This window comes from Amycolatopsis minnesotensis, assembly GCF_039529815.1.
Taxonomy (GTDB): Bacteria; Actinomycetota; Actinomycetes; order Mycobacteriales; family Pseudonocardiaceae; genus Amycolatopsis; species Amycolatopsis minnesotensis.
The window spans coordinates 18,280-43,012 of the sequence record NZ_BAAANN010000003.1 but is presented as its reverse complement, the minus strand read 5'-3'; the positions used below and the strand labels follow the sequence as shown (position 1 = coordinate 43,012).

General features: G+C 72.3%; 25 protein-coding genes. 8 read left to right on the top strand and 17 right to left on the bottom strand.

The genetic code is table 11. From position 1 onward, the window contains the following. Positions 1-8: 8 nt before the first annotated feature. From ABD256_RS04180 to ABD256_RS04170, 3 genes are all read right to left on the bottom strand, one after another. On the bottom strand, positions 9-1,298 hold the full coding sequence (locus tag ABD256_RS04180; RefSeq protein ID WP_344414191.1) for an MFS transporter: 1,290 nt from the start codon (positions 1,296-1,298) through the stop codon (positions 9-11). Between the two features lie 268 nt (positions 1,299-1,566). Continuing rightward, positions 1,567-2,889: an MATE family efflux transporter gene (locus ABD256_RS04175; RefSeq protein ID WP_344413586.1), complete on the bottom strand. Its 1,323-nt coding sequence runs from the start codon at positions 2,887-2,889 to the stop codon at positions 1,567-1,569. A gap of 37 nt (positions 2,890-2,926) precedes the next feature. Beyond that, a complete protein-coding gene (locus ABD256_RS04170) occupies positions 2,927-3,925 on the bottom strand; it encodes a DHH family phosphoesterase (protein ID WP_344413584.1) in 999 nt (332 codons plus the stop codon). A gap of 24 nt (positions 3,926-3,949) precedes the next feature. Between ABD256_RS04170 and ABD256_RS04165 the strand changes: the two genes are divergently transcribed. Next, complete coding sequence (locus tag ABD256_RS04165) at positions 3,950-4,969, top strand: TRM11 family SAM-dependent methyltransferase (protein WP_344413582.1); 1,020 nt, start codon at positions 3,950-3,952, stop codon at positions 4,967-4,969. A gap of 84 nt (positions 4,970-5,053) precedes the next feature. On the opposite strand, the gene ABD256_RS04160 is transcribed toward ABD256_RS04165, so the two are convergent. The 7 genes from ABD256_RS04160 to rimP form a co-directional block, all read right to left on the bottom strand. After that, positions 5,054-5,890, bottom strand: coding sequence for an alpha/beta hydrolase (locus ABD256_RS04160; protein WP_344413580.1), 837 nt, complete (start codon positions 5,888-5,890; stop codon positions 5,054-5,056). 80 nt (positions 5,891-5,970) lie between these two features. Next, complete coding sequence (gene rbfA / locus ABD256_RS04155) at positions 5,971-6,471, bottom strand: 30S ribosome-binding factor RbfA (RefSeq protein ID WP_344413578.1); 501 nt, start codon at positions 6,469-6,471, stop codon at positions 5,971-5,973. Between the two features lie 25 nt (positions 6,472-6,496). Beyond that, positions 6,497-6,790 (bottom strand): DUF503 domain-containing protein, encoded by a 294-nt coding sequence (locus ABD256_RS04150; RefSeq protein WP_344414189.1) that lies wholly within the window; start codon positions 6,788-6,790, stop codon positions 6,497-6,499. Positions 6,791-6,868: 78 nt separating this feature from the next. Next, positions 6,869-9,856 (bottom strand): translation initiation factor IF-2, encoded by a 2,988-nt coding sequence (infB, locus tag ABD256_RS04145; protein ID WP_344413576.1) that lies wholly within the window; start codon positions 9,854-9,856, stop codon positions 6,869-6,871. 86 nt (positions 9,857-9,942) lie between these two features. Continuing rightward, positions 9,943-10,188 (bottom strand): YlxR family protein, encoded by a 246-nt coding sequence (locus ABD256_RS04140; protein WP_425546382.1) that lies wholly within the window; start codon positions 10,186-10,188, stop codon positions 9,943-9,945. A gap of 140 nt (positions 10,189-10,328) precedes the next feature. After that, the gene (gene nusA, locus ABD256_RS04135) at positions 10,329-11,390 is read right to left on the bottom strand and encodes a transcription termination factor NusA (protein ID WP_344413572.1); all 1,062 of its coding nucleotides are present in this window, start codon (positions 11,388-11,390) and stop codon (positions 10,329-10,331) included. Beyond that, positions 11,387-11,929 carry a ribosome maturation factor RimP gene (gene rimP / locus ABD256_RS04130; RefSeq protein WP_344413570.1) on the bottom strand — a complete coding sequence of 181 codons (543 nt, stop codon included), beginning with the start codon at positions 11,927-11,929 and terminating at the stop codon, positions 11,387-11,389. The genes nusA and rimP overlap by 4 nt, the downstream gene beginning before the upstream one ends. Before the next feature lie 148 nt (positions 11,930-12,077). On the opposite strand from rimP, the gene ABD256_RS04125 reads away from it, so the two are divergent. Next, complete coding sequence (locus tag ABD256_RS04125; RefSeq protein WP_344413568.1) at positions 12,078-13,031, top strand: ferritin-like domain-containing protein; 954 nt, start codon at positions 12,078-12,080, stop codon at positions 13,029-13,031. 309 nt (positions 13,032-13,340) lie between these two features. On the opposite strand, the gene ABD256_RS04120 is transcribed toward ABD256_RS04125, so the two are convergent. From ABD256_RS04120 to ABD256_RS04105, 4 genes are all read right to left on the bottom strand, one after another. Next, complete coding sequence (locus ABD256_RS04120) at positions 13,341-13,952, bottom strand: hypothetical protein (RefSeq protein WP_344413566.1); 612 nt, start codon at positions 13,950-13,952, stop codon at positions 13,341-13,343. Positions 13,953-14,031: 79 nt separating this feature from the next. Then, entirely contained in the window at positions 14,032-15,051 is a 1,020-nt protein-coding gene (locus ABD256_RS04115) for an aminotransferase class V-fold PLP-dependent enzyme (RefSeq protein ID WP_344413564.1), read from the bottom strand. Positions 15,052-15,143: 92 nt separating this feature from the next. Further along, entirely contained in the window at positions 15,144-15,803 is a 660-nt protein-coding gene (locus ABD256_RS04110; RefSeq protein ID WP_344413562.1) for a GOLPH3/VPS74 family protein, read from the bottom strand. An 11-nt stretch (positions 15,804-15,814) separates the two neighbouring features. Then, a complete protein-coding gene (locus ABD256_RS04105; protein WP_344413560.1) occupies positions 15,815-17,326 on the bottom strand; it encodes a glycosyltransferase family 39 protein in 1,512 nt (503 codons plus the stop codon). Between the two features lie 182 nt (positions 17,327-17,508). Between ABD256_RS04105 and ABD256_RS04100 the strand changes: the two genes are divergently transcribed. Beyond that, entirely contained in the window at positions 17,509-18,777 is a 1,269-nt protein-coding gene (locus tag ABD256_RS04100) for a sensor histidine kinase (RefSeq protein ID WP_344413558.1), read from the top strand. Further along, positions 18,752-19,402: a response regulator transcription factor gene (locus ABD256_RS04095; protein WP_344413555.1), complete on the top strand. Its 651-nt coding sequence runs from the start codon at positions 18,752-18,754 to the stop codon at positions 19,400-19,402. Before ABD256_RS04100 ends, ABD256_RS04095 begins: the two co-directional genes overlap by 26 nt. Here the strand turns inward: ABD256_RS04095 and ABD256_RS04090 are convergent. Beyond that, positions 19,392-19,982: a TetR/AcrR family transcriptional regulator gene (locus ABD256_RS04090; RefSeq protein WP_344414187.1), complete on the bottom strand. Its 591-nt coding sequence runs from the start codon at positions 19,980-19,982 to the stop codon at positions 19,392-19,394. The genes ABD256_RS04095 and ABD256_RS04090 overlap by 11 nt on opposite strands. Before the next feature lie 64 nt (positions 19,983-20,046). Next, the gene (locus ABD256_RS04085; protein WP_344413553.1) at positions 20,047-20,508 is read right to left on the bottom strand and encodes an SRPBCC family protein; all 462 of its coding nucleotides are present in this window, start codon (positions 20,506-20,508) and stop codon (positions 20,047-20,049) included. Between the two features lie 47 nt (positions 20,509-20,555). On the opposite strand from ABD256_RS04085, the gene ABD256_RS04080 reads away from it, so the two are divergent. The 3 genes from ABD256_RS04080 (at position 20,556) to ABD256_RS04070 (ending at position 23,480) form a co-directional block, all read left to right on the top strand. Then, positions 20,556-21,170: a TetR family transcriptional regulator gene (locus ABD256_RS04080; protein ID WP_344413551.1), complete on the top strand. Its 615-nt coding sequence runs from the start codon at positions 20,556-20,558 to the stop codon at positions 21,168-21,170. 4 nt (positions 21,171-21,174) lie between these two features. Further along, positions 21,175-21,921, top strand: coding sequence for a rhomboid-like protein (locus ABD256_RS04075; RefSeq protein WP_344413549.1), 747 nt, complete (start codon positions 21,175-21,177; stop codon positions 21,919-21,921). Positions 21,922-22,322: 401 nt separating this feature from the next. Then, a complete protein-coding gene (locus tag ABD256_RS04070; RefSeq protein WP_344413546.1) occupies positions 22,323-23,480 on the top strand; it encodes an MFS transporter in 1,158 nt (385 codons plus the stop codon). Here the strand turns inward: ABD256_RS04070 and ABD256_RS04065 are convergent. Further along, positions 23,465-24,049, bottom strand: coding sequence for a dihydrofolate reductase family protein (locus tag ABD256_RS04065; protein WP_344413544.1), 585 nt, complete (start codon positions 24,047-24,049; stop codon positions 23,465-23,467). The genes ABD256_RS04070 and ABD256_RS04065 overlap by 16 nt on opposite strands. An 84-nt stretch (positions 24,050-24,133) precedes the next feature. Between ABD256_RS04065 and ABD256_RS04060 the strand changes: the two genes are divergently transcribed. Further along, positions 24,134-24,709 carry a TetR/AcrR family transcriptional regulator gene (locus ABD256_RS04060; RefSeq protein WP_344413542.1) on the top strand — a complete coding sequence of 192 codons (576 nt, stop codon included), beginning with the start codon at positions 24,134-24,136 and terminating at the stop codon, positions 24,707-24,709. The last annotated feature ends 24 nt before the right edge of the window (positions 24,710-24,733 follow it).

Below are 24,733 nucleotides of genomic sequence, written 5' to 3'. Positions count from 1 at the left end.
CCCGCCGGTTACGCGGCGGCGGGGGACAGCGCGGGCGTCCGCGCGTCCCAGCGGCGGCGGGTGATGCGCACCGGGATCTCCTCGCCGCGGGCCTCGGCGGCGAACAGCGTCGCGCGCGTCCGGCGCCACCACACCAGCATCCGGACCGCGCCCAGTGCCAGCACCACGACCACGGCCAGCAGCGCGATCCGGAAGTTGCCCCCGGTCCAGCCCAGCAGCAGGCCGATGCTGAGCGCGGCCACGGTCGTCGCGACGAACCCGCCGACGTTCACCACCCCGGTCGCGGTGCCGACGCGGTGCAGCGGGTTGTAGTCCCTGGCGAGGGCGAACCCGATCATCGACGCGGGGCCGCCGAGCGAGAGGAAGGCGAAGGAGGGCACCAGCACGCCCAGCGGCACGGCGCCCGGCCAGCCGAGCAGGAGCGCCCACACCGCCGCCGCGCCGACGAGGTAGCCGCCGACGAGCGGCATCCGCAGGGACGGGCGGCCCGCGATGATGCTGCCGACCACCGGCCCGCCGATCATCGAGCCGAACACGAACACGGTGAGCAGCGCGCTCGCCGTCGCCTTCGGCTGCCCCTGGCCCTGCACCAGGTACGGCACGCCCCACAGCATGGTGAGCACGTTCGGCGCGAACATCGTGGTGAAGTGCACCCAGAACCCGAGCCGCGTGCCCGGCACCCGCCACGCGCCCGCGACCTGGCGCCCGAGCGCCTTCACGTCCACCGGTTCGCGCACCGCGGGCGGCGCCGCTTCCCCTGGCGCGTCACGGATCCCGCGGATCGCGAAGACCGCGTACAGCACGGTCACCACGCCGACGGTCAGGAAGGTCGGCGTCCAGCCGGGCCCGGCGAGCAGGAGCGTCAGCGGGACCGTCGCGGCGAGGTTGCCGACGTACCCGAGCGCGGTGGTGAAGGAGGTGACGACCGCGTACTGGCGGCCGGGGAAGTGCGCCGCGATGAGCCGCAGCACGCTGACGAAGGTGAGCGCGTCACCGAAGCCGAGCACCGCCCGTGCCGCCAGGCCGAGCCCGTACGAGGTGGCGAGCGCGAGCAGGATCTGGCCCAGCCCGAGGAAGAGCAGCGCCGCGGTGAGCACGCGCCGCGAGCCGTAGCGGTCGACGAGGACGCCCGCCGGGATCTGCATCGCCGCGTAGACGCCGACCTGCAGCACGGTGAACGTGCCGAGCGCGGCGACGCCGACGCCGAACCGGTCGGCCGCCTGCAGCCCCGCCACCCCGAAGGAGGTGCGGTGGAAGACGGCGAGCAGGTAGATGCCGGCGGCGGTCAGCCAGATCAGCCACGACTTCGCGGAAGCACGGACGGGCCGGGACGGGGAGCGCCGCTTCCTCGGGGGGTGGTGGTCGGGCGACGGGTGGGCCGCTTCGGGCGACACGAAGATCCTCCAGGCGGGGACGGTGGCGGTCACGGTGGCCCCGCGTCGGCCGGGCGCTGGTCGAGCCCCGGCGCGGACGCGGTCACGAGAGCGTCTTCGTTGCCGCCTCACCAGTTGTATCGCCTAAGCAACGCCGAAACATAGCCGTGACCCGCGTGCGATTGACCACACGTCACGCCCGCGCGGGCGGCGCCCCCACCACCGCCCACCGGCCCGACCGCCAGCGCTGGACGACCGCGGCCAGCCGCAGCACCATGAACAGCGACAGCCCGGTCCAGATCCCGGCGAGCCCCCAGCCGAGCGCGAGCGAGACCCAGATCAGCGGCAGGAACCCGATCCCGGCGCTGACCAGCGTCGCGGTGCGCAGGAACGCCGCGTCACCGGCGCCGAGCAGCACCCCGTCGAGCGCGAACACCACCCCCGCGATCGGCTGCAGCGCCACGAAGAACCACCACGCGTGCGGGATTTCGCCGAGCACGCCAGGATCGGACGTGAAGGCGCGCGGCAGCACCTGCCACAGTGCCGCGAACAGCGCGCACAGCGCGCAGCCGAACACCGCGCCGTACCGGGTGATCTGGGTGGCGACGCCCTTGGCCCGGCCTGCCGACCCGGCACCGAGCGCCGCGCCGATCAGCGACTGCGCCGCGATCGCGACCGAGTCGAGCACGAGCGACAGGAACGTCCACAGCTGCAGGACCACCTGGTGCGCGCCGACCGCCTCGGTCGAGGTGCGCGCGGCGACCGCGGCCGCGGAGACGAAGCACGCCTGGAACGCGAGGCTGCGCAGCACCAGGTCACGGCCGAGGCCGAGCTGTTCTCGCATCACCTTCGGCCGCGGCCGAAGCGGGACCTTTTCCTTGACCAGCGCCCGCACGAACAGCGCCGCGGAAAGGAGCTGCGCGACGAGGTTCGCGACCGCCGAGCCCTCCAGCCCCATCCCTGCCGGGTACACCAGCAACGGGCACAGCACGGCCGAGATGCCGTTGCCCAGCAGCACGTAGCGCAGCGGGCGCGTGGTGTCCTGCACGCCGCGCATCCAGCCGTTGCCCGCCATCGTGACCAGGATCAGCGGCGCGCCGAACAACGCGATCCGGAGCCAGGACACCGAGGCCGCCGCGGCGCCGGGATCGCCGGAGAGCGCGCGCACGACCGGGCCCGCCAGCAGCTGGCCCGCGACGAGCAGCACCACGCCGAGCGCCAGCCCGAGCCAGGTGGCCTGCACGCCCTCGCTGACCGCGTCACCGCGCCTGCCCGCCCCGTGCAGGCGCGCGGTGCGGGAAGTGGTGCCGTAGGACAGGAAGGTGAGCTGGGTGGAGACCTGCGAGAGCACCACGCCGCCGAGCGCGAGCCCGGCGAGCGGGACCGCGCCGAGATGCCCCACCACCGCCGTGTCGACGAGGACGTACAGCGGTTCCGCGGCGAGCACCCCGAGCGCAGGCAGCGCCAGCCCGAAAACCCGCCTCGCCGGTACCCGCTCGTCGACTGTGCTCACCACGGATCCGACCATAACGAGCGAGTCCGACAGTTCCCGCCTACACCAGTGGCGCCGTGGCCAACGCCTCACGGATGAGGTCGAGCGCCTCCGCCGCGGTCCCCTGCAGGGTGCAGCCCGCGGCGAGCCGGTGCCCGCCGCCGCCCAGCGCCTTCGCCGCCATCGAAACGTCGATCCGGCCCGCCGACCGCAGCGAGACCGACCACCCCGCGGGCCCGGCGGGCTTGAGCACCGCGGCCACCCCGGCGTCGCGGACGCACCGCACGACGTCGATCACGCCCTCGATCTCCTCGAGCCGCACCGAGGCCGCCTCTTCGATCGAGACGACCGCGTGCACGAACCCGAACCCTTGCGCGCCTTCCGGTTCGAGGCGCGCGGTGGACAGCACGGACGACAGCATCGGCAGCCACGCGAACGGGTGATCGTCGACGATGTCGCGCGCGATCGCGGCCGGATCCGCGCCCGCCTCGATCAGCCTCGCCGCCATGTGGTGCGTCGACGGTTTCGCCAGCCGGAAGCCCGCGGTGTCGGTGACGAGCCCGGCGTAGAGGCACCGGGCGACCGGCTCGTCGACCTCTTCGCCGAGCGCGTCGATGAGCTTCAGCACCAGCACGACGGTCGCTTCCGCCACGACGTCGACGACGTGCCGGGTGCCGTAGCCGAGGTTCGAAGCGTGGTGGTCGACGACGAGCACTTCGCCGCCCGCGTCCTTCGCCGTGTCCACCCTGGCCGCGAGCACGCCGAGACGGGCGGGGCTCGGCGTGTCGAGCGCGATCAGCAGCGGCTCGGACTCGGGGAGCTGGTCCAACGGCGTGAAGAGCCCGTCGACGTCCAGCGGCCGCAGGCTCTCGGGCATCTCGGCCGGTGTCCCGAAGGACACGCGCACCTTCGCGCCGCGCCGGTGCAGGACGTGGCCGAGCGCGAGCGCGCTGCCGAGCGCGTCGGCGTCCGGGCGCACGTGCGCGAGCAAGGTCACGTCGGTCGCGGTTTTCAGCAGTGCGGCGGCCTGCTCGATGTCGTGCTGGAGAGAGGTTCCCATGCGGGCAAGCTACGCTCACCGGCGATGTCCGACTACGCGATCCTCGTCTACCCCTCCGCCAACCGGGTCTACGCCGACTCCTCCCCCGCCCTGCTGCGCGCCGAACTGGCCGCGTTCGGCGGCGCGCTGAGCGCGGAGCCCGCCGACCTCGGCGAGCGGGATCTCGGCGGCGTCGGCTACGTGACGTTCTCCACCCCGGCGCCACTGTCCGAAGAGGACATCGCACTGCTGTCGAACCTGTCCGCGCTGTACGCGCTGTTCGAAGTGGACGGCGAGTACCTGAAGCCGGTGCGCCTGTCCCCCGCCGCCGAGTTCGACTCGGACCTGCTGACCATCCAGAAGTACGCCGGTAAGACCAACGAGCTGTTCACCAAGCTGCTGCTCAACGTCACCCTGCTCGCCGCGGGCACGGCGCCGGGCAGCCGGGTGCGCGTGCTGGATCCGCTGTGCGGCAGGGGAACCACGCTCAACCAGGCGATGATGTACGGCTTCGACGGGATCGGGCTCGATGTCGACGGCAAGGATTTCGAGTCCTACGAACACTTCGTGAAGACCTGGCTGCGCACCAAGCGGATCAAGCACACCGCGGAGACGATGGCCGTGCGGCGCGACAAGGTCCGCCTCGGGCGCAGGCTCGACGTCACCTACGGCGCGACGAAGGAGCGGTACAAGTCGGGCGACACCCGCACGATCGCCTACTTCAACTGCGACACGCTCACCGCGGACCAGCTACTGGGCGCGGGCTCGGCCGACGTCGTGGTCACCGACGCCCCCTACGGCGTGCAACACGGCAGCCACCGCGGCACCGGGCTGGCCAGGAGCCCGCGCGACCTGCTCGCCGCCGCCGTCCCGGTGTGGACGCGCGTGCTGCGCCCCGGCGGCGCGATGGGGATCTCCTGGAACACCACCGTGCTGCCGAGGGAAGAACTGGCCGCGACGCTGGCGAAGGCGGGCCTGCGGGTCTGCGACGGTCCCTTCGCGGAGTTCGAGCACCGGGTCGACCAGGCCATCCTGCGCGACCTGATCGTCGCGATCAAACCCTGAGGAGTTCAACGGCCCTTCTCGGTGGCGCAGCCACTTGTGTGGGCCGCCGGCTGGCACCGCCGCGCAAAGGGCGCCGAACAGTCTCTAACCGCGCAGGTGGCGGCCGGTGAAGGCCATGATGTCGGGCATGACCTGCTTCCAGTACTTGTCGGTGTGCCCGCCGGGCGCGAACGCGCTGTCCACCGGGGACGCGCCCTGGGCGAGCTTGCGCGCGGCCTTCACGAACGGGTCGCTCGTGCCGCACCAGACCCCGACCGGCATCGGTTTCAGCTCGTCGAGGTGACGCAGCGGCTCGTTGGCTTCCCATTCCTCGCGGGTCTCGAAGACCTTGCGCGCCTTGGCATCGCCCCAGCTCGTGAACAGCGCGGGGCTGCACGCCGTCGCCGCGCGCAGGTCGTGGTGGTCGCGGGCGTAGCGGAGCGCGCCGAAGGCGCCCATCGAGATGCCGAACACCGCGGAAGGCTGCCTGAGGTTCCGGTTGGACAGCCACGCGGGCAGTTCCTGCGACAGCATCCGCTGCGGGTCGTCGCCCGGTTCGGTTTCCACCCAGTAGTGGTCGCCGTCGATCGCGACCACCGCGAACGGCGGCGTCCCGTCCCGCACCACGCGGGTGAGCGCTTCGGGCAGGCCGAGGGTGAGGAAGTTCCGGGCGTTGGCGCCGCGGCCGTGCAGCGCCAGGCAGACCGGCAGATCCGTCGCCGATACCCCTTCCGGCAGCATGAACACCAGGTCGACGGTCTGGTTGCGGGCGGCTGAGACCACCCGCTCGACGGTGACCGCCGAGGTCAACGCCGCCGGTTTGACCGGAGGGGGCGCCGCGGGCGGGCCCGGCTGCGGGGTGTCGGCCGAGCAGCCCGCCGCGGTCAGCGCCACCGACGCGCCCGCGGCCAGGAATCCGCGGCGGGACAGCTCCTTGCCCAAGTCAGCCAGCTCCTACCGTTTCCGCCGGACACACGGTCGTAGTCCTTGGACGTGCGTGCCCGCGCTTCGGTTGCGAGGTCCTAGCCGCGCGACTCCGGCTCGGCGAGTTCGTCGGCGTCGTCGTCCGCGTCATCCGCCGCGTCGCTGTCCTCGCGGGGCACGCGGTACGGGTCCGGCTCGCCCGCGTGCTGGGCACCGGTGGCGCGGCGCGCGACCTCGGCGTCGGCCTGGCGTGCCTTCTCCAGCAGGTCCTCGATGCGCTGGGCGTCCTCGGGGATGGTGTCCGCGAAGAAGGTCAGCGTCGGGGTGAACCGGACACCGGTCGCCTGGCCCACCTTGCTGCGCAGCACCCCGCGGGCGGACTCCAGCGCCGCCGCCGCGCCGGCGAAGTCCGGTGCGGCGTCGAGGCTTTCGCCGAGCACCGTGTAGTACACCGTCGCGTCGTGCAGGTCCGCGGTGATCTTCGTGTCGGTGATCGTGACGTAGTTCAGGCGCGGGTCCTTGATCTCGTGCTCGATCGCGGACGCGACGATCTGCGAGATTCGTTTGGCGAGCTTGCGCGCGCGTGCCGGGTCGGCCACAACGCACCCCTTTCTGGTGAAGAACTCAGTCGTCCGGCCCGAGCAGCCGTCGATGCGCGGTCAGCAGCTCCAGCTCGGGCCGTCCGGCCACGAACCGTTCGCAGCTGTCCAGCACGTCCCGCACGTGCGCGCCGTCGGCCGCCACGACGGCGACGCCGAGCAGTGCCCGCCGGTGCAGGTCGAGATGGCCCGCCTCGGCGACGGACACTTCGAAGCGCTTCCTGATCTCGGCCACCACGGGCCGGACCACGGAGCGCTTCTGCTTGAGCGAATGGACGTCGCCGAGCAGCAGGTCGAGTTCGAGCGCACCTACGTACATGGGCATCAAAGGTGGTGTCGGAACGGATAGGGAACGGCGGGGCCGGGGAACAGGTGTTCCCCGGCCCCGCCGTGTCGATCAGGCGCGCGGCTTCTCGCGCTGCTCGTAGGTTTCGATCACGTCGCCGACCTTCAGGTCGCTGTACGACCCGAGGGTCAGACCGCACTCGAACCCGTCACGGACCTCGACCACGTCGTCCTTGAACCGCCGCAGCGAGCTGATCGGCAGGTTCTCCGCGACGACGGTGCCGTCCCGCATGAGCCGGGCCCGCGCGTTGCGGCGGATCTCGCCCGAGGTGACCAGGCAACCGGCGATGGTGCCGATCTTCGAGGACTTGAAGACCTCGCGGATCTCCGCCTTGCCGAGCTCGACCTCTTCGTACTCCGGCTTGAGCATGCCCTTGAGGGCCTGCTCGATCTCTTCGATCGCCTGGTAGATCACCGTGTAGTACCGGACGTCGACACCCTCGCGGTTGGCCCGCTCGGTCGCCTTGCCCTGTGCCCGCACGTTGAAGCCCAGCACGATCGCGTCGGACGCGGTCGCCAGGTCGATGTCGCTCTCGGTGACGCCACCGACGCCGCGGTGGACCACGTTGAGCTCGACCTCGTCGCCGACCTCGAGTTGCACCAGCGAGGCTTCGAGCGCCTCGACGGTACCGGAGTTGTCACCCTTGATGATCAGGTTGAGGGTCGAGGTCTCCTTCAGCGCGGAGTCCAGGTCCTCGAGGCTGACGCGCTTGCGCTTCGCCGCGTTCTGGGCGTTGCGGATCCGGGCCTGGCGGCGCTCGGCGATCTGCCGCGCCACCCTGTCCTCGTCCACCACCAGGAACGTGTCGCCCGCGCCCGGCACCGAGGTGAACCCGATGACCTGGACGGGCCGCGACGGCAGCGCCTCGGTGACGTCGACGTTGTGCTCGTCGACCATCCGGCGCACGCGGCCGTAGGCGTCGCCCGCGACCACCGAGTCGCCGACGCGCAGCGTGCCGCGCTGCACCAGCACGGTCGCCACCGGGCCGCGGCCGCGGTCGAGGTGCGCCTCGATCGCGACGCCCTGCGCTTCCATGTCCGGGTTCGCCCGGAGGTCCAGCGCCGCGTCCGCGGTCAGCAGGATCGCCTCGAGCAGGCCATCGATGTTGATGTTCTGCCGCGCGGAGATCTCCACGAACATGGTGTCGCCGCCGTACTCCTCGGCCACCAGGTTGTACTCGGTGAGCTGCTGCCGGATCTTGTCCGGGTTCGCGCCCTCCTTGTCGATCTTGTTGATCGCGACCACGATCGGCGCCTTCGCCGCCTGCGCGTGGTTGATCGCCTCGACCGTCTGCGGCATCACGCCGTCGTCGGCGGCGACCACGATCACCGCGATGTCGGTGGAGTTCGCACCACGGGCACGCATGGCGGTGAACGCCTCGTGACCGGGGGTGTCGATGAAGGTGATCAACCTCGGGTTGCCCTCGAGCTCGGTCTCGATCTGGTAGGCGCCGATGTGCTGGGTGATGCCGCCGGCCTCACCCTCGCGCACCTTCGACTTCCGGATCGTGTCGAGCAGGCGGGTCTTACCGTGGTCGACGTGACCCATGATGGTCACGACCGGCGGCCTGACCTGCAGGTCCTCGTCCTCACCGGCGTCCTCGCCGTAGGTGATGTCGAAGGTTTCCAGCAGCTCGCGGTCTTCTTCCTCGGGGCTGACGACCTGAACGTTGTAGTTCATCTCGCCGCCGAGCAGTTCGAGGATGTCGTCCGACACCGACTGCGTCGCGGTGACCATCTCGCCGAGGTGGAAGAGCACCTGCACCAGCGAAGCCGGGTTGGCGTCGATCTTCTCGGCGAAGTCGGTCAGCGAGGCACCGCGCGGCAGCCGGATCGTCTCGCCACTGCCCTTGGGCAGGCGGACGCCGCCGACGCTGGGCGCCTGCATGTTGTCCATGTACTCCTGGCGCTTCTGCCGCTTCGACTTGCGGCCCTTGCGCGAGGGACCACCGGGACGCCCGAAGGCACCCGCGGTACCGCCACGGCCACCGGGACCGCCGCCACGGGGACCGCCGCGGAAGCCGCCACCACCGGCGGGCGCGCCGCCACCGGGACGGAAACCACCGCCACCGCCACCGGGGCCACCGCCACCGGGACGGAAACCGCCGCCGCCACCACCGGGACCGCCACGAGCGCCGCCACCGGGACCGCCACGACCGGCACTGGGACCGCCGCCGGGGCCGCCACGGGGCCCGCCGGGGCCACCACGACCGCCGCCACCGGGGCCGGGACGGCCCGCGGGACGGCCCGGCATCATGCCGGGGTTGGGCCTCGGCGGCATGTTGCCGGGGCTCGGCCGGTTGCCACCGGCACCGCCGGGACGCGGGGCAGGCCGGTCACCACTGGGCCGGTCGCCGCCACCGGGACGCTGCGGCCGGTCGCCGCCGCCCTGCTGGCCACCACCGGGACGCGGTGCCGACGGGCGCGGGGCCGGTGAACCGGCGCCCACGCCGAACGGGTTGTTGCCGGGCCGCGGCGGGCGCGGACCGGGCTTGGGGCCCACGGGCTTGGGGCCCTGCGGCTTCGGCGGCACGACCGAACCCGGCTGGTTGCCCGCCTGCGCGGCGGGTGCCTGCTGGGCCGGCGCCTCCGGAGCGGGCTTCGACTCCGGGGCGGGCGCCTTGGCCGCGGCGGGCTCCGGAGCGGGCTCCGCCACGGGGGCGGGGGCGGGAGCGGGCGGCTTCGGGCCCGGCTTGGGGCCGGGAACCGCGGCCGGGCCGCTCGGCTTGGCCGGTGCCTGTGGTGCCTGCGACACCGGTGCCGGGTCGGCGGACGCCGCCGGCTTGGGCGCGGGCGGCGCCGGGGTCGCGCCGTTGGACGGCGGGCCCGGCATCGGGGCGGGCTTCTTCGCGCCGCCACGGCCGCCGGGCTTCCCGGACTTGCCACCGAGCGCGTCGCGCAGCCGCCTGGCCACGGGGGCCTCGACGGTGGACGACGCGGACTTCACGAACTCGCCCTGCTCTTTGAGCTTCGCGAGTACATCTTTGCTGGTAACGCCGAGCTCTTTCGCGAGCTCGTGTACTCGGGCCTTGCCTGGCACAGCACTCCTATTCTGGGGAGGCCGGCGGCAGACCCGCAGACCTCGTCCTACTGTCGCGCGTTCATGGCTTCAGCTTCACGGCTGACTCATGACGGGTCGACCTGCTTCCTTGTTTCCGACTGAGCGGGAGAAACTCCCCCGCCGGGTCCGTTCACGGCGCGTCCGCCGAGGTGCTCGGACACCTCCCGCGCGTCGAGCACCCCAGAAACCCGTAACGCCCTGGGGAACGCTCGCCGCCGTTCGGCCTTGGCCAGGCACTCCGGCCCGGGGTGCAGCCAAGCACCCCGCCCCGGCAGCCGCCGACGTTCGTCGACGACGAGGCACCCGTCCACCGCGACCACTCGCAGCAACTCGCCGATCGAAGCCCGTTTCCGGCATCCCACGCACGTTCGTACCGGGGTCTCCCGATGTTTCGTGAGCGCGGTCGCCGTCAGCGGGCTTCGAACCACACCTGAGTCTAGCCGGTCGCCCCTCACTCAGCCGAACCGGTTGCGGCGGCGCGCGGAGGACTGGCCTCGTGTCCTTCGTCACCCTCCTCCGCGGGGGCGGCGCCGGGGTCGCCCGCGGCGTCGCTGCGGATGTCGATCCGCCATCCGGTCAGCCGCGCGGCGAGCCGCGCGTTCTGGCCTTCCTTGCCGATCGCGAGGGAGAGCTGGAAGTCGGGGACGACGACTTGCGCGGCCTTCGCCCGCTCGTCCACGACCCGTACCGAGACAACCTTGGCCGGCGACAGGGCATTCCCGACGAAGCGCCCCGGATCCTCGGAGAAGTCGATGATGTCGATCTTCTCGCCTGCCAGCTCGCTCATCACGTTGCGCACCCGCGCGCCGACCGGGCCGATGCAGGCGCCCTTCGCGTTGACCCCGGCCACGGTCGAGCGCACCGCGATCTTCGACCGGTGCCCCGCCTCGCGCGCCACCGCGGCGATTTCCACGGTGCCGTCGGCGATTTCGGGCACCTCGAGCGCGAACAGCTTGCGCACCAGGTTCGGGTGCGAGCGCGAGAGCGTGATCTGCGGGCCGCGGCTGCCGCGGGACACCGTCACCACGTAGGCCTTGATCCGGCTGCCGTGCTCGTAGCTCTCGCCCGCCACCTGCTCCGCCGAGGGCAGCACGCCCTCGATGTCGCCGACCTGCACCACGACCATGCCGCGCGCGTTGGCCCGCGCGTCGCGCTGGATGACACCCGCGACGATCTCGCCCTCCTTGGTGGAGAACTCGCCGTAGGTCTTCTCGTGCTCGGCGTCGCGAAGGCGCTGCAGGATGACCTGGCGCGCGGTGGTCGCGGCGATCCGGCCGAAGCCCTCCGGCGTGTCGTCCCACTCCTCGTCGACCGAGCCGTCGTCGGCGAGCGTGTGCGCCAGCACCCTGACGTACCCGGTCTTGCGGTCGATGTCGATCCTGGCGTGCGGCTGGTGGCCGTCGGTGTGCTTGTAGGCGGTGAGCAACGCGGTCTCGATGGCTTCGATGACCGTCTCGAAGGGGATGTCCTTGTCCCGTTCGATCGCGCGCAGCGCCGCGATGTCGACGTTCACTTCGACTCCTCCTTCGGGTCGGTCGAGGCGGCGTCGATCATGCCGCAGGCATCGTCTTCGAGGCGCTTCAGGTCCTCGGTCGGCGGCTGCTTGAACTCGATCTCGATCACCGCGCGGGTGACGTCGCGATAGGACACGTCCCGGAACTCACCCGACACGAGCAGCCGCGCCGAGTCCTCGCCCGCGTACCCGACCCTGCCCGTGAGCTCACCGCCGTCGGCGGTGGTGACGCGCACCAGCCGGTACTTCGCGCGCCGCCAGTGTCTCGGCTTGACCAGCGGGCGGTCGACGCCCGGCGAGGTCACCTCGAGTGTGTAGGCGCCGGCGATCACGTGCTCGTGCTCGTCGAGCACCGCCGACACCACGCGGCTGACCTCGGCCACTTCGTCGAGCCCGACCCCGTCGTCGGCATCCACGACCACCTTGACCAGCTTGCGGCGCCCCGCCTGCTGGACGTCGAGCGCGTCGAGGTCGAAACCCGCGTCCGTCACGGCCTCGGCCACGATGGGCTCGAGCCTCCCGGCGAGTTCTCCTGGCACCTTGGCGCTCTCCCGTTTCTTTCGGTTGTGCTGAAGCTTCCGTGCACACGCCCGCCGACGTGTCGGCCCGCGTGCGTGGTGTGCCAGCTTATCTCGTTCCCGCCGGGCTTCGCCGATGGTCGGGGCGCGCCTGGCAGGATGGGCGCACGTGAGCTCAGGACGGAACCCCCGCACCAGGCGGGAAGTGCTGCGCGCGGGCGCGCTCGCGGCGTTGGCACTGCCCATCGGCCTCGGCGTCGCCGCGTGCGGCGAAGGCTACGCGGACGGCCCCGACCCGCTGGTGCCGCTCGCCGAGCAGGCGAAGGCGGACGCGGCAGCCGCCGACGAGGCGGCGAAGGCCGCGCCGGAGCAGGCCGCTCTCGCCCAGCAGGTCGCCACCGCGCGCCGCGCGCACGCGACCGCGCTGCAGTCCGAAATAGACAGACAGAACCAGCCGAAGGGCGGGCCGGGCGCGATCCCGCACAGCGGCAAGGGCATGGCCGGGCTGAAGGAGCGGCTCGCGGCGTCCCGCCGCCAGGCCGCCGATCTCGTGCCGGGGTTGCCCGCCTACCGCGCCGGGCTGGTCGCCTCGGTCGCCGCGGGCTGTGCCGCGCTGCAACGGATCTCCGATCAGCTCGGGCTCGGCGAGGACGTGTCGATCGACCCGGCCAAGGCGCCGAAACCGCCGGCCGAAGCGGGCGACGCCGTGCAGGAGGCGCTCGCCGCCGAGCACGCGGCGGTGTGGGTGTACGGGCTCGTGACCGCGTTCCTGCCCGACGGGTACCGGGCCTCGGCCACCGACGGCGCCGCCGACCACCGCGCCCGCCGCGACGCCTGCGAGCGCATGCTGGCCTCGGCCGGGGTGAGCGCGAAACCGGCGAAGCCCGCCTACGTGACGCCCAAGCCGGTGACCGACGGCAAGTCGGCGATGGCGGTGGTGGCGACCGCGGAGGCCGACGTGGCCACCGCCTGGCGCGGGGTCGTCGAGCGGACCGACGACCGGGGCCTGCGCGCGTTCGCCGCGCTCGCCCTCACCGGATCGGCGCGCCGGGGCACCCGCTGGCGGATCGCCGCGGGCGAACAGCCCAGCGCCCCCGCGCTCCCCGGCACCCCGCAGTCCTAACCCCCTTTGCCGGGGCCACCACGACAGCGTTTCGGGTGGTGCCCCGGCAGGCATGGCGATGCCGACGTCCTGAAGGCGCCCTTCACGGCACCACATTCCCTCAAGGGCGCCTTCAGGACATCCACCCCGGAGCCGAGCCGTCCCGCGAAGGCCACATCCGCGACATGCACGCCCCTGGAGACCCCTTCGGGGCACCAGCGCGGAAACGAGCACGAGGCGCGAGCCGTGAAGCCCCAGCACATGCCCGGAAGGACGCCTCCAGGGCATCCGACGCCACGTTCCCGGCCAGCGCAGCGCGGAGCGTGCTGCTCAGCGCAGGTTGCTGTCCAGGTGGAGCGCGCCGGTGGTGATGCGGTGCAGCAGCGCCTTGTCCTCGTGCTTTTCGAAGAAGGCGGCCTCGACGATCGTCACCTCGGCTCCCGCCTGGTTCGAGGCGTACTCACCGCCCGCGACCTTGGGCGCCTTCGCGATCTTCGCGGTGCCGTCCTTGACCAGGTCGGTGACGTTGCCCGCGTCGTCGGTGTCGGTGAGCTGCTTGAGCCCCGCGGCGAGATCGGGCGACGGCATGGTCACCAGCGACACCGAGACGAGCACCTTGGCCTTGCCGGAGTTCACCGTGTAGAGCGCGCGGGACAGCCGGGTGCACTGGTGGTCGCCGAACCACTTCTTGACCTCGCCGTAGGAGTTCGCGGCGCAGTCGCTCGCCACCTTGGGCCCCTCGGCGAGCTTGTAGTCGAACGCGGGTTTTTCACCCCCCTGCGCCTGCGACGGCGGTTCGTCGCCGTCGTGGCGGATCAGCCACCAAAGGAAGCCGGACACCACGGCCACCGCGACCAGCCCGGCACCCTTGAACAGGTACCCGGTCCGCCTGGACGGCGGTTCCGGCTGGGGTCCCGCCGGCCCGGCCGGAATCCGCTGCAACGGGGCCGTGTCACCCGGTCTCGGAGTAAATTGCGCACCAACCACGGGCGCATACGGTAGTTCACCCTGCCGGGCGACCTCACTCGAACGCGGACAATACCCGGTCTACATCACTGTCCGTGTTGTAGAGGTAGAAGCCGAACCGGGTCTTCCCGGCCCGCACCGCGGCGCGGACGCCCGCCGCGGTCAACCGCTCCGCCACCCCGGGTGAGCACTCCACCGAAACGATGGCGCTCCCCCTCGGCGCCAGCCCCAGCCCTGCGAGCAGGCGATCCGCGAGACCGGCGCAATGCGCGCGGACCGCTTCGGCGTCGAGCGAGGCGAGGTACGGCAGCGCGGCGGCGGCCCCGATCTGGGCGAGCCAGCCCGGCGAAAGATCGAGACCGCGCGCGCCGTCGGCCAGCCGCAGCGGAAGGCCGTACACGCTCTGCCACCGGTCCTGCCCCGCGTACCAGTTGGCCGAGACCGGCCGGGTGCGCTCGAGCGCGCGCGGGTGCACCGCGAGCCACGCCGCCCCGCGCGGCGAGAGCAGCCACTTGTACCCGGCGGCGACCACCCAGTCCGCCCAGCCGAGGCGCAGCGGGAGCCAGCCAGCCGCCTGAGTGGCGTCGAGCAGCACCGGGACTCCCGTGGCGCGCAGCGCGTCGAGATCGGCGAGCGCGCCATCGGCCGACTGCACCACGCTCACCGCGACCAGGTCGTATCCCGGTGCCCGCGCGGCGAGCTCACCCAGCGGCGCCTCGGTGACCGTGACGCCGCGGCCGGCCTGCGCGGCGAACGGGAAGGAGACGCTGGTGAACTCGCCCTCGGCGACCAGCACCCGCGCGCCGTCGGCGAGCCCGGCCGCCACCAGGCCGACGAGCTGCGACACGCTGGCCCCGCTCGCCACCGCGTCCTCGGCCACGCCGACGATCGCGGCGAACGCGGCGCGCGCGGCGGCCACCGCGGGATCGAAGCCGGGCGCGGAGGCCTCGCCGGAGCGCCATTGCTCGACACCGGCGGCCACCGCGTCGGCGACCGAGGCCGGCGGGATGCCGATGCTCGGCGTGTTGAGATACCCGTCCGGCACGGCGAACCCGGCCCCGAAAGCACTGCGCATGATCACGAGCGTACGGACGCCAAGGCACGATTTCGACCGGCTGACCCTGGCTCACAGTGCACGACCCCAGTGTCCACTGTGGAGGGCCAGGGTCAGCCGCCGCTACCGCCGTTCGCGCTGCTCGCGATACCGGCCCGCACGCCGTCGAGCGCGCGCAGCACCGACCGCAGCGCCGGTGCCGGCGCGCCGGCGCTCGCGCCGAGCGCGTCGAGCCGGTCGGAGTAGCGGCGGCGCTCCCCCGCGGTGGCGATCCCCTTCACCCTCGCCGTGACGGCGAGAGCGGTCAGCGCGGCATCGGAAGGCGGGATGGCGGCCACCTCGCCGCCGCCGCGCAGCACACCGTCCACGACGGACCGGAGACGGTGCTGGGCCCCGGTGTCGCGCAGGCGCTCGCCGCGCACCGGGAACACCCCGAGCACGTGCGCGCGCCGCGGTTCCACCACGCCCGCCGCCTCCAGTTGCGCCTCGACGGTGCGCACGGTGCCACGGGATCCCTTGCGCACCGCGCCTTTCCAGCTCCCCGGCCGATCCTCGACAAGCTGCCCGAGCACCTCGTCGAGCACGTCGTCACCGGTCGACCCGGCAGGCCGCACCACCGGCGTGCCGCCGTCGTCTCCGAGCCGCCCCCTGAGCACCAGATCGGTCAGCGCGGCGGCGCGCACCGCGTATGCGCTGCGCTCGCGGTCGCGAAGGCGTCCCGACTTCGGGTTGAGCGCGAGCAGGTATGCCTTGCCCGGCAGTGAAAGCTCCATGTCCGTCTCCTTCATTGGGTCTTGAGCGTCGGCCAGATCTCGGCCCACGGGCGGGTTCTGCCGGTCTCCAGCCAGGCCAGCCCCTCGATCACCGGTGTCGTCGCGGTGAAGGACCGGCCGAGCTTGCCGGGGTCGAAGCCGACGAAGAGCACGTCGCGCGCGCTTTCCGGTGGGGCGCCGAAGTACCAGTACCCTCTGTGTCCACTGTAGACAGTCCCGACGCCTCGCGCGGCGCCGTTGTATTCGATCGCCGAGGCGAACGGGTAGATCTCCGCGAACACCACCGTGCGCGCCTTCTGCTCCGGCGGCAGCGCGTCGTAGGTCGCGGCCACCAGCTCGCCGATCTGCTGCTGCGGCAGCTCCCCGCCTGCCATCGCCGAGCCGAGCGTGACCGGGCCCCACGACGGGGGCATGTCCGCCACCGCCGAAGCCGGGTAGATCGGCAGTCCCGCCACCGTGATCGCCGCCGACAGCGCGAACGCGGGCCACGCCAGCACCCGCAGCCACGACGGCGGCCGAAGGCGGCTCACGTCCACCGCGGCGACCGCGAACGGCACCGCGAACACCGACATCAGGTAGTACGAGCGGCCGTTGGCGAGCACGAACCCGGCGATCGTCAGCAGGATCGCGACGCCGAGGAACCGGAACGGCCGGAAGTGCCTGGCACACACCAGCCGCGCGAGGCCGTAGACGAACGCCAGCACACCGACGCCGATACCCGCTTCCAGCAACCCGTCGCGGAAGAACGCGCCGTACCCGGGGAACTCCGCCGCCACGACGTCGCCCATGTGCGGGTACGGCCAGTCGTGCGCGGCCTGCCAGAGCAGCGTCGGCACGGTGGCCACCACCGCGATCGCCGCACCCGCCCACAGCAGGGGCCTGCGCAGCAGCTCGCGGGGCCCCAGCACGAGCGCGCTCACCGCGATCGCCGCCCAGAACGCCGGGATCAGGAACTTCGTTTCGAGCGAGACCGCGGTGACGATCCCGGCCCACAGCAGCGGCCGGTCGTCACGGACCCCGTCCCGGTTCAGCCGCGCCCACCGCACGACGAGCCACGCGATGACCGTCCACCACAGCGGGTCGATCGTGTAGGTGCCGAGGAGGTGGCTGATCACGACGATGCCGGACGTCGCGTAGCAGCCGGCGGCCATCGCCTGCGCGCCGCGCCCGCCGCCGAGTTCCCTGGCGATGAGCGCGGTCACCACGATGCCCGCGGCCACGGCGAGCGCGGTCGGCAACCGCAGTGCCGGCAGCGAGCCGGGGAAGAGCGAATCGAGCGCCCCGGCGAGCGCGGGCACCAGCGGCGGCTGGTCGAAATACCCCCAGTCAAGGTGATCTCGACCGGCCATCAGGAAGTACACCTCGTCGAACCCGTGGCCGTACCGGGTGCTCGTCCACACCAGCAGTGCGGCGGCCAGCGCCGCGATCGCCAGCACCGGCAGCCGCGCGAACGGCGGGACGCCCGCCGCCACCCCCTGCCGGGGCAAGTCCACGGAAACCACGTGCAGCCACTTCCTCTCCACTCGGCTCTCCTCGGCTGCGGCGATTTCAGCCGATCGCGCAAGCCCGCCGACAGCGGCCAACGAGGACAACCGCGTCGACGAAAGTCGGATACCGGCGAGACGGCCGCAACTTTCGTTGCGACCGTCCGCGCCGTCGGTGGGATCTGGCGGCGGCCACCTGCTCCGGTGGTTACCGTGTGCGCGTGACGGAGTTCCTGCCGCGCCACCCGGCGTGGTTCCCGCTGTGGCCGGAGCGCCGCGACGCGGGGTACATCGTGGGCGCGGCGGCGCTGTTCACCGTGCTCGACGCGACCCTGTTCGCCGCGGGCCCGGACACCACCGGCTGGCTCGGGCCCTTCGCGTGGCTCGTCACGGCGCTGGCGGCGGACTTCGCGCTGGTGTTCCTCGTCCGGTACCCGGTCGCGGTCGCGGTGCTGATGATCGCGATCTCCGCCGCGTGGCTCGCTTCCGACCTGTTCTCGCCGGGGCTGCTCAAACCGGTCATGCCGCTGACGCTGACCACGGTGCCGGTGGCGGTCCCGGCGATCGCCACCCAGCTGCCGCGGCTGCTCGACCGGCGCACCGGGCTGATCCTGGTCGGGGTGCTCGCGCTGTTCGCGTCGAGGCCGTGGGCCCCGAGCTGGAGCACCACCCCGTTCGGACTGCTCACCACGGTGGCGCCCGCGCTCGGCGGCATGTACGTCGAAGCGCGGCGCCAGCTGGTGAGCTCGCTGCGGGACCGCGCGGAACGGGCGGAACGCGAACAGGAGCTGCTCGCCGAGCGGGCGAGGGCGCAGGAACGCCGCCACCTCGCCGCCGAGATGCACGACGTGGTCACCCACCGGCTGAGCCTGATGGTGCTGCAGGCGGGCGCATTGGGTGTCGTCAGCACCGACGACAAGGTCCGCACCGCGGCCAACGACATCCGGCAGGCGGGCACCCAGGCACTCGACGAGCTGCGCGACCTCGTCGGAGTGCTGCGCGGCGACGAGGCGATCGCCATGGTGCAGCCGGGGAGGAACGGCTCGCCACCGGAGAACCCGGCCGACTTCGACGCGCTGGTCGCCGATTCCGGGACCGCGGGCACCCCGGTGTCCTACCAGGTGGAAGGCGAGCGGGAATCGGTTTCGCCGACGGTCGCGCGCACCGCGTACCGCGTGGTGCAGGAGGCGCTGACCAACATCCGCAAGCACGCGCCCGGCTCGGCGACCCGGGTCCAGCTGCGGTACCTGCCCGACGGGCTCCGGATCAGCGTCGTCAACGAAGCGCCGTCACGGCCGCCGGACCCGCTGCTCGCCGCGAGCGGCTCCGGCGCCGGCCTGCTCGGCCTCCGCCAGCGCGTCGAGCTGATCGGCGGCAGCCTGCACAGCGGGCACTCGCCCGACGGCGGCTACCGTGTCGATGCGATACTTCCGGCCTACGTCCCGACGGCAGAAAGCACACGCCATGATCAGGGTGATCGTCGTCGATGACGAGCCCATGGTGTGCGCGCACCTGCGCACCATCCTGGGCTCCGTGGACGACATCGAGGTGATCGCGCAGGCGCAGGACGGCGCCGAAGCGGTCGAAGCGGCCGTGCGGCACCGGCCGGACGTGATGCTGATGGACCTCCGGATGCCGGGCGTCGACGGGCTGACCGCGATCGAGCGCATCGCGAAGCTCCCGCAGGCACCCGCGGTCGTCGCGCTGACCACGTTCGACGCCGACGACTACGTGATCCGCGCGCTGCGCGGCGGCGCGGCGGGCTTCCTGGTGAAGTCGACGCCGCCGGAGGACCTGATCGGGCTGGTGCGGGTCGCCGCGGACGGGCACACCGTGCTCTCGCCGGAGGCCGCGCGGCGGCTCGTTGCCGCGTCTTCGGACAGCTCGCTGCGCGCGGAGGCCGCGAAGCGGCGCGCGGCGGCCTTGACCGACCGCGAGGTCGAGGTGCTCGGCTGCCTCGGCGGCGGACTGTCCAATGCGGACATCGCGGGCAAGCTGCACCTGTCCGAGGCGACCGTGAAGAGCTACGTGTCGCGGATGCTGGTGAAGCTCGACTGCGCCAACCGCACCCAGGCCGGGCTGCTCGCGCTCGAAGCGGGCCTCGTCACGCACTGAGGCCGGAGCCGGCAGGCCCCATCAGCGCCACGAACAGAATGCGCAGGTGCCCCCGCGCGCGGTGCCAGCGCGCGGTCAGCTCGGCATCGTCCCTGGTCGCCCAGCTCGCGATGAGGATGCCCCTGATCACGTCCATCGCGGTGTACACCGCGTGCAGGAACTCCGGGTGCGCCGCGTGCTCCGGCATCAGCGCCTTGCCGAACTCGACGAGGCTGCCGGTGGCGATCGGCTCCACGAGCGTCATCTGGTGCCGCAGCTCCGGGTCGGTGCGGGAGGCCACCCACAGCTCGACGGTCGCGGAGAACACCGGCCCCTGGTGCATTTCCCAGAGCAGCTGCAGCGCGTCCCCGATCGGGTCCGCCGACGCCTTGAGCCGGTCGAGCTCGGCCATCGCGACCTCGGTCCGCTTCGCCGCGAGGTGCCGGATCGCGGAGGTGACCAGGTCGGTCTTGGTCGGGAAGTGGTGCACCTGTGCGCCCCTGGTGACCCCGGCCCGGTCGGCGACCCTGGTCGTGGTGGTGCCCGCGTAGCCGAACTCGACGAGGCAGTCGATCGTGGCGTCCAGCAGGCGCTGGCGCATGGCCGCGCTGCGCTCTTCCTGGGTGCGCCCCGTCGCCCCGCGTCGTACCGCCATGCGGGCAACCCTATTGCGCCTGGCCCTCCGCTTCACGCTCACCCGCCGTGTACGCGACGAGCCCGTCGACCGTGCGCGCGATGAACCCGCCGAGGACCCGGCGGAACAACCAGCCGGTACCGGGCACCTTCGGCCGGAACGTCGAGTGCCAGTGGATCTCCGTGCCGCCGCCTGCCCCGGCCTCGCTGAGCTCCACGTCCGCCCGGTACCCGCGCAGCGGCAGGCCCGAGTTCAGCGTGTAGGAGAACCGGCGGTCCGGCACCAGCTCCACCACTTCCTCGCAGGTCGTGGTGCGCCCGGTGCGGAAGCGGCGTAGCGCGCCGAGGCCCTCACCGCCTTCGGATGACTCCTTGAGCAGCGTGAACGATCCGAGCGGCGACCATCGCGGCCAGCTCGCGCCGTCTCTGAGCAGTGCGTACACCACGGCTGGTGGCGCGTCGGACCGGCCGCGCACCGAAATTTCCTGAACCATCCGGTACATGTACCATCTGGTTCAGACGGCTGACAAGGGGGCGATCCATGCCGACCGACGCGCGCGCGGCCCTGCTCGCGACCGCGGTGGACGAGCTCGCGGAGACCGGTGTCGGCGACCGGAGCCTGCGCGCGCTCGCCACGGACCTCGGCACCAGCCACCGCATGCTGATCTACCACTTCGGCTCCAAGGAGGGCCTGCTCGCCGAGGTGGCCCGCGAGGTCGAACGCCGCATGCGCGAGACGCTGCGGGCACTCGAACTCGACAGCGATCTGCCCGCCGATCGGATCGCGCTCCGCTTCTGGCACGCGCTGACCGATCCAGCGCTGCGGGCGAGCGAGCGGCTGTTCTTCGAACTCTACGGCCAGGCACTGCAGGGCAGGGCGGGCACGACCGGGCTGCTCGACGGGATCATCGACGACTGGCTGGGCCCGGTTTCCGAGCTGCTGCGGCGGCTCGGCGTCGAGGAGCACGCGCTGCGCGCCCACGCCAGGCTCGGCCTCGCCACCGCGCGCGGGCTGCTCCTCGACCTCGTGACCACCGGGGACACCGAAGGCGTGCGCGAGGCGATGGAGGTGTTCGTCGCGGGGTACCCGCGGCCACGGTCACAGCGAACTCACAGCTTGCGCCAGGCAGACTGCCAGGGTGCCGGAGCAGACTGACCAGGTGATCGCAGACGTCGTCCCGAGACCGCTGGCGCGTGCCGTCGCGGCACTCCCCCGGCCGTCGACTACACCGTTCACCTTCTGCTACCTCGTGATCCTGCTCGGCACGACGATCGTGCTGCACACCGCCGACCCGTCGGTGACCGCGAAGCTACTCGCGCTGTCCAGCACCGACGCGCACAACCTGTGGCACCGCCCGCTGCTCACGCTGTTCACCAGCGCGATGTGGCTCGCCGATGCGATGTGGCTGGTCAACCTGGTGATCTTCACGATCGCGGTGGCGCCGCTGGAACGGCGGATCGGTCCGATGTGGACGGCGGCGGTGTTCTTCAGCGGGCACATCCTGGCGACGCTGGCGACCGAGCTGCCGGTGATGTGGTCGATCAGCGCGGGCGCGCTGCCTCCGCAGGACGCGCGCTGGCTCGACATCGGCGTCAGCTACGGCTTCTTCGCCACCGCGGGCGCGCTGCTGGCGCTGGTCGTCCCGCCGCTGCGGCGGTGGGCCGTGCTCGCCGCCGAAGCCGCGATCCTGCTCATCTACCTGACCGACCAGCCCGGCGCGCTGGAGGACGTCGTCACCCTCGCCGGGCACCTGTTCGCGCTGCACTTCGGCATGTTCGCGTGGTTGCCGTGGCTGCGGCGGCGTGGCCTCGTCGGCAGCGTCGCGTTCACCTCGCCATGGCCACGGCGCCGGCCGCGGGTCGCCGCTCCCCTGGACGAACTCGCCGAACCGGCCCCGGTCGCCTGACCGCCGTCCACTCCCCGGCTCCGCACGGGTTCCGCGTGCCCGAAGGCCACAGTGATGATGTGTGCACGTTGATTCCGCTGCGATGGGCGGCGGAAGCGTGGAGCCGCCCGGGGGCTTGGTCCCTGAAGGGCGCCTTCAGGGAATCTGACGCCCCAATCTCGCCCCTCACGGCACGCGGCATGGTGATGCTGATGCCCTGAAGGTGACCTTCACGGCATCACGTTCCCCGAAGGGCACCTTCACGGCATGAACAGCCCCGCCCCGCCCGCCCGCGAAGGCGCGAAAAGTGGCCTCAGGTGCCCTGAAGGTCGCCTTCGGGGCATGCGCGCACCTTCACCGCCATCCCGCCCGGGCTCCGCAGCGGCGGCGGAAACCGGGTGGGGCGTCGGTACGGTGGCGAAGTGATCTCCCGGGAGCTGCGGCAGGCGCGGTGGGCGGTTTCGGTGGTGTTCGCGATGTGCGGCGCCGCGTTCGGAACCTGGCTGGCGCGCATTCCGTCCGTGCAGGCGCAAGCCGGGCTGAGCACGGGTCAGCTCGGGGTCGGGTTGTTCGGGCTCGCGGCGGGCTCGGTGCTCGCCCTGCTCGGGGCGGGCGCGCTGATCACCAGGATCGGCAGCAGGGCCGCGGTCCTGCTCGGCGCGACCGTGTTGTGCGCGGGCCTGCCCCTGGTCGCGTTCGCGCCGAGCCTGCCGCTGTTCGTGGCCGCCCTGGTCGTGCTCGGCGTCGGCAACAGCGTGCTCGACGTCGCGATGAACTCCCACGCGGCCAGGGTCGAGGCGGGTTACGACCGCCCGATCTTCGCCGGGTTCCACGCGTTCTGGAACCTCGGCGGCCTGGCCGGATCGGGTGTGGACGCGCTGATGGAGACCTGGCACGTGCCAGTGCCCGTCCACTTCTCGTGCACCGGGGCGCTCCTGCTCGCGATCGCGCTGTGGGCGGCGGCGACCCGGTTCCTCCTCGGCGCGGACCGCGGGCAGGGCGAAGCCGCCTTCGCCCTGCCCAGCCGCGCGCTGCTCCCGCTCGGGGCGATCGCGTTCTGCGCGTTCGTGGCCGAGGGCGCGGTCAACAGCTGGAGCGCCGCGTACCTCGTCGACATCACCGGCGCCACGCCCGCGCTGGCCTCGCTCGGCTACTTTTCCTTCTCCCTCACCATGATCGTGGTGCGCGCGGTGACCGACCGCGTCGTGGCGCGCGTCGGCCCCGCGCGGTTCGCCCGTGTCGCCACCGGGATCGCCGTGCTCGGGTTCGCGCTGGTGCTGGCGGTCCCGGTGCCCGTCGCCGGCGTGCTCGGGTTCGCCGTGATCGGGATCGGTGTCGCCGGGATCGTGCCGATCGCGTGGAGCGTGGCGAGCCGTAAGCAGCCCGGTTCGCCCGGCAAGGCCGTCGCCGCGGTCGCGGCCTGCGGCTACCTCGGCTTCCTCGTCGAACCCGCCTTGATCAGCGTGCTCGCCGGGTTCGTCGGGCTGCACTGGGCGGTCGCGTCCGCCGTCGTGCTCACCTCGTGCGTCTTCGCCCTCGCCCCGGCGCTGCGCACCGCCCCCGCTCAGGTCCTGGCGTAGGTCAGGTGCAGGACCCCGCTTTCGTACGTCGTGGTGCCGGTGAGCGCGAACCGCTGCGGTGAAAACCCGCCGGAAAACAACGGGATCCCGGCTCCGGCGACCACCGGGTGGAGCTTGAGCACGATTTCGTCGATCTCTTCGCGCAGCGACTGGGCGAGCCCGGCGCCGCCGCACAGCCAGATCCCGAGCCCGTCTTCCCGCTTCAGCTCGCGGACCTTCTCGACGGGGTCGCTCGCCACCAGCTCGACCGCGGGGTCCCCGGTCTCGGTCATGGTCGTCGAGAACACGTAGTGCCGCATATGCGGATACGCGTCAGCGATGCCTTCGGCGAGCCCGATCTCGTACGAACCACGCCCTTCCAGGACGGTGTCGAAGACCTTGTTCGGGCCGTCGATACCCAGCGCCTCGCGGGCGAAGCCCGGCACGATGTCCGGGTAGTCGGTGAGAATCCCCTGCATGTGGTCGCCTTCGGCGACGAAGAAGCCGTCGGGGCCCGACGGGTTGCCGCCGCCGGGTGCGGCGATGAACCCGTCCAGGGTGGCCGCCACCAGATAGGTCAGCTTTCGCATGGGTCCTCCTTGTGTCTCGCTGAGCAACTACAGTTGTAGTACTATGTCTGTAGTGATTGCAAGCCTTTTCCGGAAGGAGTTCGCATGCGGGGAAATCCGGCGCGGCGCAGGGCGCTCATCGACGCGGCCATCGAAGTGCTCGCCCGCGAAGGCGCGCGCGGCCTGACGTTCCGCGCCGTCGACACCGAAGCGGGCGTCCCCCAGGGCACCGCGTCGAACTACTTCCCCAGCCGGGACGACCTGTTCGACCAGATCGGCGGCCGCGTCCACGAGCGCTTCACCCCCGAGCCGTCCGGCCTCGCCGAGACGATGCGGGCGCGCCCGACCCGCGAGCTGGTGACCGTCCTGATGCGCCAGCTCATCGAGCGGCTCAGCGCCGATCCGCACGGCTACCTGGCACTGGTCGAACTGCGCCTCGAAGCGACGAGGCGGCCGAAGCTGCGGGCCGTGCTCACCGACCTGATCGGCGCGAACATCGACGAGAACGTGCGCTTCCACCTGGACTCGGGGCTGCCGGGCGACCGGATCACCGTGGTGCTGCTGCAGTTCGCGATGAGCTGGCTGATGGTGGAGCACCTGACGCTGCCCGGCCTGTTCGAGCGGATGCCCGCCGAAGACCTCGTCGCCGCCATGGTCGACCGGCTCGTGCCGGACGCCTAGGGCACTTCCGCGATTTCCCGCCCT

What these genes read in the sequence shown, in the direction of transcription:
- ABD256_RS04085 (WP_344413553.1), bottom strand. Translation starts at nt 20,508, where the DNA reads ATGGTTCAGGAAATTTCGGTGCGCGGCCGGTCCGACGCGCCACCAGCC.
- ABD256_RS04065 (WP_344413544.1), bottom strand. Translation starts at nt 24,049, where the DNA reads ATGCGAAAGCTGACCTATCTGGTGGCGGCCACCCTGGACGGGTTCATC.
- ABD256_RS04090 (WP_344414187.1), bottom strand. Translation starts at nt 19,982, where the DNA reads ATGCGCCAGCGCCTGCTGGACGCCACGATCGACTGCCTCGTCGAGTTC.
- ABD256_RS04060 (WP_344413542.1), top strand. Translation starts at nt 24,134, where the DNA reads ATGCGGGGAAATCCGGCGCGGCGCAGGGCGCTCATCGACGCGGCCATC.
- ABD256_RS04095 (WP_344413555.1), top strand. Translation starts at nt 18,752, where the DNA reads ATGATCAGGGTGATCGTCGTCGATGACGAGCCCATGGTGTGCGCGCAC.
- ABD256_RS04110 (WP_344413562.1), bottom strand. Translation starts at nt 15,803, where the DNA reads ATGGAGCTTTCACTGCCGGGCAAGGCATACCTGCTCGCGCTCAACCCG.
- ABD256_RS04170 (WP_344413584.1), bottom strand. Translation starts at nt 3,925, where the DNA reads ATGGGAACCTCTCTCCAGCACGACATCGAGCAGGCCGCCGCACTGCTG.
- ABD256_RS04080 (WP_344413551.1), top strand. Translation starts at nt 20,556, where the DNA reads ATGCCGACCGACGCGCGCGCGGCCCTGCTCGCGACCGCGGTGGACGAG.
- ABD256_RS04150 (WP_344414189.1), bottom strand. Translation starts at nt 6,790, where the DNA reads ATGTACGTAGGTGCGCTCGAACTCGACCTGCTGCTCGGCGACGTCCAT.
- ABD256_RS04115 (WP_344413564.1), bottom strand. Translation starts at nt 15,051, where the DNA reads ATGCGCAGTGCTTTCGGGGCCGGGTTCGCCGTGCCGGACGGGTATCTC.
- ABD256_RS04165 (WP_344413582.1), top strand. Translation starts at nt 3,950, where the DNA reads ATGTCCGACTACGCGATCCTCGTCTACCCCTCCGCCAACCGGGTCTAC.